This window comes from Runella rosea (genome assembly GCF_003325355.1).
GTDB classification, from domain to species: domain Bacteria; phylum Bacteroidota; class Bacteroidia; order Cytophagales; family Spirosomataceae; genus Runella; species Runella rosea.
The window spans coordinates 409,289-421,740 of the sequence record NZ_CP030850.1; the positions used below are offsets into that span (position 1 = coordinate 409,289).

The following is a 12,452-nucleotide window of genomic DNA, read 5'->3' on the forward strand; positions in this document are numbered from 1 at the left end:
GGGGGGTAGTTTTGTACTTTTGGTAAAACTGCATCTCTCATAACCTCATTTTTAGGATGAAATTGACCAATCAGCTTTCGTATTGGGCTTCTCGCCAGCCGTATCAGGCCATTCCTTTGATTATTGTGATTGAAATTACCAATGTTCTTCTTGGTATCATTGTGGGCAGCGCTATGCTTAAAGGGTGCTCGCCTGCGGTTTTCATGGGGATGATTGCGGGTTTGATTCTACTCAAAGTCATTATTCGTCGTTATGCCGCACTTCGCTTGGTTGATATTACTTCGCAAGCGCGGTTTGTATTTCAGAAACAAGCTTTTTTTTATCTTTTTTGCCTTAACCTCTTTACCTATACCATTGCGGGAGGCATTCTGGGACGCATGACGGCCCATCCTGAAGGAACCGCCGCATTGTACAGCAGCCTCTCGTCTACCTCTGAAACCGTAAGTAGCCGTACCTCAGGGGAGACTAAACTGTCTTTTCGGGAGAAAATGTACCAAAAAATGGCCCGCCGTTCTACCAATTCTGCGGATGGCAACGCGGGTCATCGTGTGGGTTACTTCTTGTTATTTTTATTGGGAGTCGGATTGGCGATTCTTGGGGCTGCCTTATCGTGTAATATCGCCTGTTCGGGTTATGGAGTGGCGGCGGTACTGGTTTTTCTGCTCACAATCGGGGTGCTTGCGGGTGGGTTTTACTTTTTTGGCAGGGGCATAGATCAAAATATGAAACCTTACAAAGACATGACCCGTGACGAGCGAAAACGTGAAGGACGCCGCTATTTAAGAACCTTGGCGGGTACGGTCGGCGCAATGGGATTATTGATGCTTATATCAGCACTGACGAATTAAACAAATATGGATTTTGGCGATGGGGTATTTGATTTGTGGGTAGAAAACCGCCGTTAATAAACCGAAGCGGGCCGTAGGTAAGATTGTGGTTGTGTTATATTGAGCAGGCTGTTATTTTCGGAACAGAGTCGTTATGAGAGTGTAAGTTGTTGATATATAGCTATTGTTGCTCCTGATTTTAACTCTTTTAACCATTTTGACTGTCCGGTCCTTCACATTCATACCTTACTGCTCGCTTGAAAAACAAACGCTATTTCCTCGCCATTATTTGGTTTGTATGCCACCATTGTTGTAAAGCACAATCTGCTGGGTTGGTCTATACAGACATTCATCAATTGATAGAAATTGGTGGTCATGCAAGGTACTTTATTGATAGTACCAACAAACTTTCTCACCTTGATATTGAGAAAATCCCCGACAGTCGGTATGCGAAAATTCCCGATAAAATCATCAATATGGGTTTTTCTCCTTTTCGAATTTGGTTCAAGTTTGATTTGAAAAACAGTACTGATGAAAATCTCTACGCCATTATGTTGGCGCAGGATATTGATTACGTAGATGTGTATGCGGTGGGCGGAGATACCACCTTTTTTTTGGAAACGGGTGCTTTACGACCTTTTGAAAGCCGCTACTTTGCGCTCAACAGCATCGTCCTGAATTTAGGACGTAAGCCCCAAAAACTTTATATAGGGCTTAAAGACATGAATGGATTGATTTCACAGATTGAAGTGGGTGCCATCAGGCCGTTGATGAAAAGAGTGTATCGAGAAACGTCGATCAATTTTTTCGTATTAGGTGTTTTGGCTTTGTCGGCGCTGTTTAGTTTTTTTATGTACCTTTTTTTGAAGGAAAGAACCTATTTTCTCTTTACACTGCACGTTGTTTTTTCTGCGTTGACCTTGCTTTCTTTGGAAGGTTATCTGTTTGATTTTCTTTGGCGAGATATGCCATTTATGAATAATGGCGTCAATTCTAGCCTGATACGTTTATGTACGCTTTTGACGAGTATCGGGTTTTCAGTAGAATTCCTGAACCTTCGGGAAGTGTTGCCCAAACTGCACCGGGTTTTTCAGGTTCTCGGGGTTTTGGCTACTACGGCTGTTTTGACCAAACTAATCGGTATTCAACAAGCAGAAGTGGGTTTTAACATCATGATTTTGATCATATTTGGGTCTTATCTAGCAACGGGAATGTGGCTTTATCGGCGAGGATTTGGCCCCGCTCGATTTTATTTATTAGGTTGGGGTATTTATATTTTTGAAATACTGCTTATCGTTTTTACCCTCTTTAATGTCCTTACCTTTGAGCATTTTTATACTTATTATGGCTATCACATTGGTGTAATATTCCAAACTGCGTTGCTCACTTTTGCGTTGATGGATCGTATCAATACCCTTCGTCGTGAAAACTTAGAAGCCCGGGAGTTGGCTATGCAGCGGTTGACTGAAAATGAACGCTTGATGGCCGAACAGACCGTATTGCTGGAAAAGGAACTTGAGCAGCAGCCCGTTGCCAATAATGACCTCCAAAAACTCCTCAAACTCATGCGCGATGAGCGGGAAAAAATAAAAAAGATTCCCATCGCAACCCTCGAAGGCGTTTTACTTTTTCCGGTGGCAGATATTGTACGTATAGAGGCAATGGGTAGTTATGCCAATGTCCATTTTTTCAATCATCAGAAAATGGTCGCCTCACGCTCTTTGGCTGAGTTTGAACAACAATTGAGTGAATACGATAATTTCTTCAAAGTCCATAAGTCGCACATCATTAATCTCAACTTCGTTACTAAATACGTAAGGGGCGACGGAGGCATTGTATTCATGCAAGATGGCAGCGAAGTGGACGTAGCACGTCGGGTGAAACCTGATTTTTTGCGGGCGATGGGGCTCGAAAACTAGTTATTTTCTGCCGAAGATAAACCGATATCTGCCGTTAAGAAATTGACCAAGGAAGTCTATTCATTCAACTAGCATCTTTGTCTTAACAAAGCGCAGTCGCTATTCTAATACATTAACCCTCAACCTTATTGTGTATGCCTTTAGAACGACTTTTTCGATTTTCACTGGGGCTGTATACCCTTGATGTTACAACAAAATCCGAGAATAATTTTGCGGGGATGTCACTCGGATTTGGGGCTTTCAGTTTGTTTTTAATTATCATGGGTTTACTGGTCAAATCTCCGCTTTTATTTCCTGCGGCCATTGTTGGAGGCATCCTCTCCATTGGATTAGGCATAGGAGGGATAAGGAGACGGGCCCAATTATTAACCTCAAAATACCGCGATTTTGCCGAAAAAGAGTTGCTTCGACTTGGAAAAAAGCGGTCTTGGCTAGGTATTGTTTTAGGCATAATTAGTCTTTGCCTTGGTCTATATTTCTATTGATGTTTCATCGTTTCAACCCTTCAAAGCAATGGAAGACTTACCCGTTTCTACGCAGAATATTTATACGCTGCTCACGCCCCTTGCGTTATTTTTTATCGTTGTGGAAGTTGGTTTATGTTTCTACTACAAAAAGAATCTCATTACTTTCGCCGAGGCGATTTCCAACTTCGGGACCGCGTTGGGCAATCAGACCGTCAATGTATTGGTGGCGGCGGGAGTCTACGTTTTGTATGGATATTTATGGGAAAATTATCGGTTGATTGACCATATTCCGATGAATGTGCCCAATTTTTTACTTTTACTTTTGGGCATTGACTTTATCTTTTACTGGGTGCACCGCTGGGGGCACGAAATCAATATCCTCTGGGCTGCTCATTCGCCGCACCACAGTGCGCAGGAAATGAATTTTTTTGTGGCACTGCGGGCAAGTGTGACCCAGCGACTGTTTTCTTTCTTTTTCTTTTGGCCACTTACCATCATTGGTTTCCAACCGTTTGATATTTATATGATGACGGGTATTCACCTGTTTATCTCTTTCTTGCATCATACCGAACTGATTCCCAAGCTGTGGCGCTGGGTGGAGTTTATTTTCACTACGCCTTCGCATCATCGTGTGCATCACGGGGTTAATTTTAGATACTTGGACAAGAACTACGGGGAGTTTCTCATCATTTGGGACCGCTTATTCGGGTCTTTTGAGGAAGAGACCGACAAGGTGATTTATGGCATGTATGGCCAGGCGCAGACTTGGAATCCGATTGTGATTAATTTTCATTATTACAGTATTCTCTGGAAAGATGCCGTGGCCGCCACCGATTGGTGGGATAAAATCAGGATTTGGTTTATGCCTTTGGGATGGAGGCCTGCCAATTTGCCTCCTAAGCCGCCATTACAGGAGATTACGTTACAAAACCAACACCGCATTAGTACGGTGGCTTTCCCTCGTGCCAAAGTGTACCTGATTCTGAGTGCAATATTTGGCATTGTCTTGATGATGCTCATCATTAATCCTGCGTCTGATTGGACAACCCTCCAAAAGATGATCGGAAGCGGCTTGCTGTGGCATTTAATCATCAATTGGAGCGGAATTTTGGAATCAAAACGATGGTTGTTGATGTCCGAAATTATCCGAATTCTGATTACTGCACCCGTTTTGATTCTGTTTACAAATCTCATCGATAAGCCAGTCTGGATGGCTATCAGCATTGTCTATCATCTTTATTGTGTGATTTGGACGCTAAGGTTTTTCAGAAGTAAATCATAAAAAATCAACCCTAAGCATTCCTAAACTGCCTAAAATGATGAAATATTTAACCTTCTTTCTGCTGTGCATACTTGGGCTGACGACGACCAAGACGCAATCGGCGAGCAGCACATCCACGCCTATTTCGATACCCAAAGCGATTGTTTATGCCTCTGATTCCTTGGTTGTGAAAGATCCAAAAAAACAAAAACGAGCAAGAGTTATCTCGGTGCTGTCAGCGGGAGCTGGTGCTGTACTAACGATTGGTGGACTGGTTTCTGGGAGCATACCGATAGTTATTATTGGAGGAGTATTGGTTATATTAGCAATCCTCACTGCTCAAAAAAAGTCCCCAAAAATACCCCAAAAAACACCTGAATCTAAGTCTTCAGATTCTTCGACGAAAGGTGTAGCATCTCCAGGATGTGCGGTCACGGCAGTTGTTGGAGGAGTAGCAGTGGCTGGAATATTATTGTATCTGCTGCTAAATTATGGTCAGTCTTAAAATAAGAATCATGTAAACGCATTCTTCCTTCGTTAGCTTTCGGGATGTTGAACTTCGGCTCCTTAGCAGTCAAGTCAATACATCCAGTCTTCTAATTATTAAAACATGTTGAACAAATAAATATTCAGCTATGCGGAGCCGTTTAGAAATTCTTTGCTTCTTTGCGGCTTCGCGTGGTTTAAAAATCTTCTTGCGATACCTCTAAACCATTATTTATGAAAAAGCTACTTTTACTCTTTACATGCTCAATCATTGCATTTGTGGGTTTTGCCCAGCCTACCCAAACGATTCGTGGAAAAATTGTAGACAAAGAATCAAAGTTTCCGTTGGTAGGTGTAACAGCGCTTTTGATGAACAACGCAGCGCAGCCTGTAGGGGCCGTTACCGATGTAGATGGCACTTTTCGGGTGGCCAATGTGGCTGTTGGTCGGCAAACGTTACGCTTCACGTTGGTTGGATACAAAGAAATTTTGCTTAACAATATTGTGGTGGAAGCGGGCCGCGAAACAGTGCTTAACCTTGAAATGGAGGAGGCTATTACTGAACTCAATACCGTGGTGGTGAAAGTCAAACGAAGCGGCGAAGCAGCCAACGAAATGGCAATGGTCAGTGCGCGGCAGTTTTCGGTGGAGGAAACAGAGCGCTACGCGGGTAGCAGGGGAGAGCCCGCCCGGATGGCCTCTAATTTTGCGGGGGTTCAGGGGGCCGATGATTCGCGCAATGACATCGTGATTCGCGGAAACTCACCCTCGGGCGTGCTGTGGCGTCTCGAAGGCGTCAGCATTCCCAATCCCAACCACTTTGCCATCTCGGGTACTTCGGGAGGGCCAGTGAGTATCATCAACAATAAATATTTGGCCAATTCCGACTTTTTTACGGGAGCTTTCCCTGCTGAATTTGGCAACACTACCGCGGGAGTTTTTGACCTGAAACTCCGCAATGGTAACAATGAAAAACATGAATTTGGCGCTCAGTTTGGTTTTTTGGGCACCGAGGCTACCGCTGAAGGGCCCCTTTCCAAAAAATCAAAATCATCGTATTTGGTCACGGGTCGGTATGCCAACCTTTGGCTGTTCAACAAAGCGGGCATCGACATCGGTACGCAGGCCGTGCCGTCGTACGCTGATGGCTTTGCACGTTTCAATTTTCCGCTCAAAAACGGCGGGAATGTGGCCTTGTGGGGGATTGGCGGCACGAGTACCGTTGATATTTTGGTGAGCGAACAGGAAGTAAGCGACCGTAATATTTTTGGTCAGAACGACCGCGACCAGTATTTTACGTCCAAGATGGCGCTGGGTGGAATTACGTATAACCAACCGCTCAATAAAAGCACGTTTTTTAAAGCAACGCTGGCGGTTTCCAACAATATTCAGGACGCCAACCACGATTTTTTATTCCTCCGAAAAGATGCCGTGGGAAACCCACTGGTGCAGAACCAAAAATACGTTATTGATTCGCTGCGACCGATTCTTGATTATAAATTTTCGGATACCAAGTATTCGTTGGCCACGGCCCTGAACAAGAAATGGGGGGCGAAGAGCACGCTGAAAGTGGGAGTTAATGCTGATATGATACGTTTTACGGCTTTTGATGATGTTCGAAACTTGAATGAAACCACCAATCAGCTGACACCTTGGCGCCGACGTTGGAATGCGGATGCTGAAGGTTTTATTCAGTTGCAACCTTACATTCAGTTCAAACATTACCTGACCCAAAATGTTGCGCTGAACGTCGGATTGAGCAGTTTTTACAGTTCGATCAATAAAAACAGTTATTCTCCGATTGAACCACGGGCGGGACTTTCGTGGGAATTGCCTAATCGTCAGAAGATTACATTTGCCACGGGGCTGCATAGCCAAGGTTTGCCAACCTATTTGTACTTTTACAATCCCGCAAATACTGGTACGGCCAATACTTTCCCCGCCAAAAACGTGGGTTTGATGAAAAGCTGGCATTTTGTGGCAGGATACAGTAAAATGTTGGCAGAAAACCTCCGATTGTTGGCTGAAGTCTATTATCAGCGTTTGTATGATGTTCCCGTAGAAATTCAGAAATCGTCATTTTCTATCCTAAACAGTGGCGCGGGATTTTCGAGGTTTTTTCCAAATCCTCTTCAAAACGCGGGCAAAGGACGCAACTACGGCGTAGAGCTGACGCTGGAGAAGTTTTTTAGCAATAACTACTATTTTCTGGTGACGGCTTCTGTTTTTGACGCTAAATATCAAGGGTCAGACGGCGTTTGGCGCAATACCGATTTCAACGGAAAATACGCTTTCAATGCGTTGTTTTCTAAAGAATTTACCTTCAAAAAACGTAAATCCCTGAACATCGGTGCCAAGTATACGGCCACTGGCGGGCGTTGGTATGGTCCGGCAGATATTACTGCGTCACGTCAAAGTCAGGAAGTGATTTATGCCGATGCTACTCGCAATTCGCTGCAATTCAGTCCTTACAATCGCTTCGACATCAAGACGGAATATAAAATAAACCGTAACCGCCTTACCCATACCATCGCCGTTGATTTGGTCAACGTGCTGGGGATTCAGAATTTGCTGAGTCTGAGCTATGTGCCGCAGGCTCCTTACGTAAAGCAGGAGTACCAACTGGGCTTTTTACCCGTATTCTTTTATCGGATTAATTTTTGAAAAATTGTAATCTGCTGGGAGATATAAAAAATCAAAGAAGGCGAATCCTCGGATTCGCCTTCTTTGATTGAATTGCAGGAAAATGGCTTGAACTATTCCTCCTGTTTACCCAATATACCTTCGCGCTCGGCTTGCGACTTATAATCGTGCAATTTGACGGGCTGTGAGTTTTTACGCATATTGATGTTGAGTACTTCGACCAAAAGAGAGAATGCAATGGCAAAATATAGGTAGCCTTTAGGGACAGAACCCACTTCTGAGTCAAAAATGGACACTTCGGCCAAGTGAGCGCCCTCGGCAATGAGCATAAATCCGATGGCAATCAAAAAGGCCAGTCCGAGCATTTGAACGGATGGGTGACGGTTGACAAAGTCGCCGACGGGGCCTGAGAAAAGCATCATGATAATGACCGATAGGACCACGGCCACAATCATAACGGGAATGTTGTTGGTGAGACCGATGGCCGTCAAAATAGAGTCAATCGAAAACACAACGTTGATGAGAGCGATTTGTAATACTACGCTGGTAAGTTTGTTGCTGGCACTTCCTTTTGGCTTTTGTACTTCCTCATTGATTCCTTCCAGTTTGTGGTGAATCTCTGACGTACTTTTATAAAGCAGGAAGAGTCCTCCAATGACCAAAATAACACTCTGCCCCGAAAAAGCCGCCTTAAACCACCCCGCGTCTACGTGGGTAAAAGGTTGAGAAAGTGAAATAATAAACGAAATTCCAAAAAGTAAACTGACCCGAAAAATCATGGCGAGAATCAAGCCAATATTGCGGGCTTTGGGTTGGTCTTTGCGGGAAAGTTTGTTGGCCGCAATGGAAATAAAGATAATGTTGTCAATGCCTAAAACGATTTCTAAAAACGTCAGGGTTAATAAGCTGATGAGTGCTTCAGCCGTAAATAATGATTCCATCGTTGAATGAATAGATGAGCGAAAAATGAAAAGGTTGCTAATAAAGGCAATACGATTAACAAATAAAGCGATTGAAATGCAAAAATGGGCGATTTTTAAACATGAATACAATATTTTTACACGAAATTACCTAACACTACATAGAAGGTCTAAAAATGGAGTCAAAACTTCCCAACGTCGGTACGACGATTTTTACGGTCATGTCGGCGTTGGCCACTGAGCACAAAGCCATCAATCTTTCGCAGGGTTTTCCTGATTTTGACATGCCCGAAGCACTCGTGCGCCTCACAAGCGAGGCCATGCAGAAAGGGTTCAACCAGTATTCGCCCATGGCGGGTTGGATGCCGCTGCGAGAAAGTATCGCCGCCAAAATCCATGATCTGCACGGAGTTTCGGTTAATCCAGACACCGAAATTACCATCACCCCTGGCGGTACTTATGCGATTTATACCGCCTTTACGGCCGTATTACGCCCTGGTGATGAGGTCATTGTGTTTGAACCCGCTTATGATAGTTATATCCCAAATATTGAAGTAAACGGAGCCATTGCCGTTCGAATTTCCCTCGACTTTCCGACTTACCGTATCAATTGGGACGAAGTGCGGGCCCGTATCACGCCCCGCACGCGTATGATTGCGCTCAATACGCCCCACAATCCTACGGGGAGTATTCTACGCGACGATGATATCGAGCAGTTACGTCAGATTGTTCAGGAACACGATTTGCTGATTATGTCTGACGAAGTCTACGAACATTTGATTTATGACGGGGAGCCGCATCGGAGTATGTTGCGTTACGAAGATTTGCGGCAACGGGCATTTGTGTGTTTTTCGTTTGGGAAAGCGTACCATTGCACGGGTTGGAAAATGGGTTATTGTGTAGCGCCGCCCGCTTTTACCGTAGAATTTCGTAAAATCCACCAATTCAATTGTTTTTCGTGTTTTACGCCTGCTCAGGTAGGATTGGCGGAGCACCTTAAAGATTCGGTAGAATACCGAAGCATTGCGGGTTTTTATGAGGGCAAGCGTAATTATTTCGCCAAACTCATGGAACAAACTCGTTTTAAACCCTTGCCAAGCTACGGTAGTTATTTTCAGCTTTATTATTTTGATCATCTGTCCGAAAAATCAGACAAAGATTTTTCCATTTGGTTGACCAAAGAGCACAAAGTGGCTTGTATTCCCGTATCGGCTTTTTATCAAGAAGCAACTGACAACGGCGTTGTGCGCTTTTGTTTTGCCAAAAAAGAAGAAACGCTTGAGCGAGCCGTTGAGCGATTGGTGAAGGTATTTCCTGCCTAGCAGCAGGTTTTTAACATTAATTAGAGAAGTTCAAAGTTAGGGTTAGATTGCTACGTGGCTATTCATAAAATAAGTGCGTAGCACTGACCTGAGTTTTTACTTCTTGTTTTAATTGAATCAATTTGATTCATGGATGATGCGACGGATACCCACGTAACGTTTACGATAATAATCGGCATTCAGAAAATCGTAGCGTACGCCGCCTTTCCAGGCCGAATGAATGAATTTCACGTAGTTGGTGCCCACTTCCACGATCATACCAACGTGCCCTACACGTTGACTGCCTGAATTATGGCCTTTGAAAAAAATTAAATCTCCTGCTTTGGCTTGGTCAATGTCTACTTCGATGCCGTGAGAAATCTGGGCGGCGCTAGAATGCGGCAAGGTAAAACCGAATTGAGAAAAACAATAGCGGACAAACCCTGAGCAATCAAATCCTTTTTTGGAAGTACCTCCTGAGCGGTAGCGTAGTGACAAGTGCTTTTTGGCAAAACTAAGCAACTCAGCAGACATCGAAGCTTTTTGCGTGGTGTCCTTTTTGGCCGTTTGGGCAAAAATAGTTTGGCCAAAACTGGAGAGTACCAGTAATAAAATTATTTTTTTTATCATAAGTTCTGAGGAACGGGTTGACTTTGTTTAGAACAAAGACTATGCCAAGTAAAGTAAAAAATTTGGTAAAAACCAATTTTGTTGATATAAATCTCCAATTAACGCCAAGTTGTCCAATTTTTATTTGTTTTCAATTCTTGTCTTAACTCCTTGAAGGTGAGTGAAAAAGAGCTTAATATTTGTTTCATAAAATATTTAATCGTAATATTGCGATGTAAAACGTGTAACAACTATTATGGGACTTTCTAAAAGTGAAGTATTCAGTGAGACAGATAACCGTATAGCCGATTTAGCCAAAGCCTTGGCGCATCCGGCGCGGGTTGCCATTTTGCGGCTGTTAGCCCAAAAAAAGGCCTGCGTGTGTGGAGACTTAGTAGATGAGCTTCCCCTTTCTCAGGCTACAGTTTCTCAGCATTTGAAAGAGCTTAAACGCATTGGTATCATTCAGGGAAGCATTGACCCACCCCGCGTTTGTTATTGTATCAACGAACAAGTGTGGGAAGAAGCTGAAGAAGCATTTGGTGGCGTATTTGCCCTTTTTTCAAAAGTAGGTTGCTGTTAAATTTTTTTACCCTTATATATCGTAATATTACAATAGAAAATCAAATACATTATGAACACAGAACAGTCACTCAAAGAAATAGTCCGTGAAAAATACACGGAAGTAGCCAACCAATCAAAAGACCAAAATGCTGCTTCTTGCTGTGGTTGCGGCCCTACCTGCGGTACCGACGAAGATTTTATCGGTATCATGGCCGAAGATTATTCCAAACTAGGTGGGTACGTAGCCGATGCCGACTTGGGATTAGGATGCGGTTTGCCGACAAAATTTGCGCAAATAAAACCAGGTGACACGGTCATTGACTTAGGTAGTGGAGCGGGCAATGACGCTTTTGTAGCACGTGCCGAAACGGGTCCAGAAGGCAAAGTAATCGGGATTGATTTTACGGAAGCAATGCTCACCAAGGCCCGCGCCAATGCCGAAAAATTGGGATTCAACAACGTGGAGTTTCGTCAAGGAGATATTGAGCAAATGCCTGTTAATGATTCGGTTGCGGATGTGATTGTGAGCAATTGCGTACTGAATTTGGTGCCCAACAAAGCCAATGTGTTCAAAGAAATTTACCGGGTTTTAAAACCCAATGGCCATTTTAGTATTTCAGACATTGTGTTGGTAGGTCAACTGCCTGCGGGCTTGCAGCAGGCCGCCGAAATGTACGCGGGCTGTGTATCGGGTGCCATACAGAAGGAGTCTTATCTTGGCCTGATTGAGCAATCGGGTTTTACAAACGTCACGTTGCAAAAAGACCGAGAAATTTTTCTGCCAGATTCAATTCTAAGTACATTTTTGTCGCCTGAAGAAATCGCCTCTTTCCGAACAAGTGGCACAGGAATTTACAGTATTACGGTCTATGCTGAAAAACCAGTAGTGTCCGACGGTTCTAAACCGTCTGAAGCGGTAGAAGTCGAAATTCGATTGGCGCAGCCCGCTGATTATGAGTCTGTTGTTTCGCTTCTGAAGTCTGTTGGGTTACCTACCGAAGACCTAAATGCGAAATTGCCCGATTTTTTATTGGCTTTTGTCAACGAAAAATTGGTAGGTTCGGCAGGAGTGGAGGTCAATGGTACGGTCGGATTGCTGCGCTCAGTGGCGGTAGTGAAAGACTTTCGGAACTATAAAATTGCGGGCCGTTTGGTGAATGATTTAAGCAAACAAGTGAGGCTGAAAGGAGTAAAAGACTTATATCTAATTACCACAACGGCGGATGGCTACTTTGAAAAGCAAGGCTATGAGCGCGTAGAACGCGAAAACGTGCCCGCCGAAATAACGCAATCTCAACAGTTCAGCAGTGTTTGTCCAAGTTCGGCCGTAGTCATGAAAAAAAGCATTGAAAAACCGAAAATCAAGCTATCTGACTTGGAGCAAGTCTCTGCTTGCTGCACACCCAATTCGGGTTGCTGCTAGTCCAAAGTAAAGTGGTTTAGAAAATGCTTTAA

At 43.8% G+C, this 12,452-nt stretch carries 11 protein-coding genes; 9 read left to right on the top strand and 2 right to left on the bottom strand.

The features are described 5' to 3' along the window. Positions 1 to 56 precede the first annotated feature (56 nt). The 6 genes from DR864_RS01915 (at position 57) to DR864_RS01940 (ending at position 7,624) form a co-directional block, all read left to right on the top strand. The gene (locus DR864_RS01915; protein WP_114065358.1) at positions 57 to 848 is read left to right on the top strand and encodes a hypothetical protein; all 792 of its coding nucleotides are present in this window, start codon (positions 57 to 59) and stop codon (positions 846 to 848) included. Between the two features lie 236 nt (positions 849 to 1,084). Beyond that, a complete protein-coding gene (locus DR864_RS01920; RefSeq protein WP_229599495.1) occupies positions 1,085 to 2,746 on the top strand; it encodes a 7TM diverse intracellular signaling domain-containing protein in 1,662 nt (553 codons plus the stop codon). A 134-nt stretch (positions 2,747 to 2,880) separates the two neighbouring features. Beyond that, positions 2,881 to 3,231, top strand: a complete 351-nt coding sequence (locus DR864_RS01925; RefSeq protein WP_114065359.1) for a hypothetical protein — start codon at positions 2,881 to 2,883, stop codon at positions 3,229 to 3,231. 28 nt (positions 3,232 to 3,259) lie between these two features. After that, entirely contained in the window at positions 3,260 to 4,495 is a 1,236-nt protein-coding gene (locus tag DR864_RS01930) for a sterol desaturase family protein (RefSeq protein WP_114065360.1), read from the top strand. Positions 4,496 to 4,529: 34 nt separating this feature from the next. Further along, on the top strand, positions 4,530 to 4,979 hold the full coding sequence (locus tag DR864_RS01935) for a hypothetical protein (protein ID WP_114065361.1): 450 nt from the start codon (positions 4,530 to 4,532) through the stop codon (positions 4,977 to 4,979). 215 nt (positions 4,980 to 5,194) lie between these two features. Next, a complete protein-coding gene (locus DR864_RS01940) occupies positions 5,195 to 7,624 on the top strand; it encodes a TonB-dependent receptor (RefSeq protein ID WP_114065362.1) in 2,430 nt (809 codons plus the stop codon). Positions 7,625 to 7,716: 92 nt separating this feature from the next. Here DR864_RS01940 and DR864_RS01945 read toward each other — a convergent pair whose 3' ends face one another. After that, entirely contained in the window at positions 7,717 to 8,544 is an 828-nt protein-coding gene (locus tag DR864_RS01945; RefSeq protein WP_114065363.1) for a TerC family protein, read from the bottom strand. 155 nt (positions 8,545 to 8,699) lie between these two features. Here DR864_RS01945 and DR864_RS01950 point away from each other — a divergent pair, with 155 nt between their 5' ends. Next, complete coding sequence (locus DR864_RS01950) at positions 8,700 to 9,845, top strand: methionine aminotransferase (RefSeq protein ID WP_114065364.1); 1,146 nt, start codon at positions 8,700 to 8,702, stop codon at positions 9,843 to 9,845. A gap of 117 nt (positions 9,846 to 9,962) precedes the next feature. Here DR864_RS01950 and DR864_RS01955 read toward each other — a convergent pair whose 3' ends face one another. After that, positions 9,963 to 10,454, bottom strand: a complete 492-nt coding sequence (locus DR864_RS01955; RefSeq protein WP_114065365.1) for a C40 family peptidase — start codon at positions 10,452 to 10,454, stop codon at positions 9,963 to 9,965. Positions 10,455 to 10,689: 235 nt separating this feature from the next. Here DR864_RS01955 and DR864_RS01960 point away from each other — a divergent pair, with 235 nt between their 5' ends. Together DR864_RS01960 and arsN2 are read left to right on the top strand one after the other, a co-directional pair. Beyond that, positions 10,690 to 11,016: an ArsR/SmtB family transcription factor gene (locus DR864_RS01960; RefSeq protein ID WP_114065366.1), complete on the top strand. Its 327-nt coding sequence runs from the start codon at positions 10,690 to 10,692 to the stop codon at positions 11,014 to 11,016. A 51-nt stretch (positions 11,017 to 11,067) separates the two neighbouring features. Beyond that, positions 11,068 to 12,420 carry an arsenic resistance N-acetyltransferase ArsN2 gene (arsN2, locus tag DR864_RS30465; protein ID WP_162793510.1) on the top strand — a complete coding sequence of 451 codons (1,353 nt, stop codon included), beginning with the start codon at positions 11,068 to 11,070 and terminating at the stop codon, positions 12,418 to 12,420. Positions 12,421 to 12,452 lie beyond the last annotated feature (32 nt).

What these genes read in the sequence shown, in the direction of transcription:
- DR864_RS01915 (WP_114065358.1), top strand. Translation starts at nt 57, where the DNA reads ATGAAATTGACCAATCAGCTTTCGTATTGGGCTTCTCGCCAGCCGTAT.
- DR864_RS01925 (WP_114065359.1), top strand. Translation starts at nt 2,881, where the DNA reads ATGCCTTTAGAACGACTTTTTCGATTTTCACTGGGGCTGTATACCCTT.
- DR864_RS01930 (WP_114065360.1), top strand. Translation starts at nt 3,260, where the DNA reads ATGGAAGACTTACCCGTTTCTACGCAGAATATTTATACGCTGCTCACG.
- DR864_RS01935 (WP_114065361.1), top strand. Translation starts at nt 4,530, where the DNA reads ATGATGAAATATTTAACCTTCTTTCTGCTGTGCATACTTGGGCTGACG.
- DR864_RS01940 (WP_114065362.1), top strand. Translation starts at nt 5,195, where the DNA reads ATGAAAAAGCTACTTTTACTCTTTACATGCTCAATCATTGCATTTGTG.
- DR864_RS01945 (WP_114065363.1), bottom strand. Translation starts at nt 8,544, where the DNA reads ATGGAATCATTATTTACGGCTGAAGCACTCATCAGCTTATTAACCCTG.
- DR864_RS01950 (WP_114065364.1), top strand. Translation starts at nt 8,700, where the DNA reads ATGGAGTCAAAACTTCCCAACGTCGGTACGACGATTTTTACGGTCATG.
- DR864_RS01955 (WP_114065365.1), bottom strand. Translation starts at nt 10,454, where the DNA reads ATGATAAAAAAAATAATTTTATTACTGGTACTCTCCAGTTTTGGCCAA.
- DR864_RS01960 (WP_114065366.1), top strand. Translation starts at nt 10,690, where the DNA reads ATGGGACTTTCTAAAAGTGAAGTATTCAGTGAGACAGATAACCGTATA.
- arsN2 (WP_162793510.1), top strand. Translation starts at nt 11,068, where the DNA reads ATGAACACAGAACAGTCACTCAAAGAAATAGTCCGTGAAAAATACACG.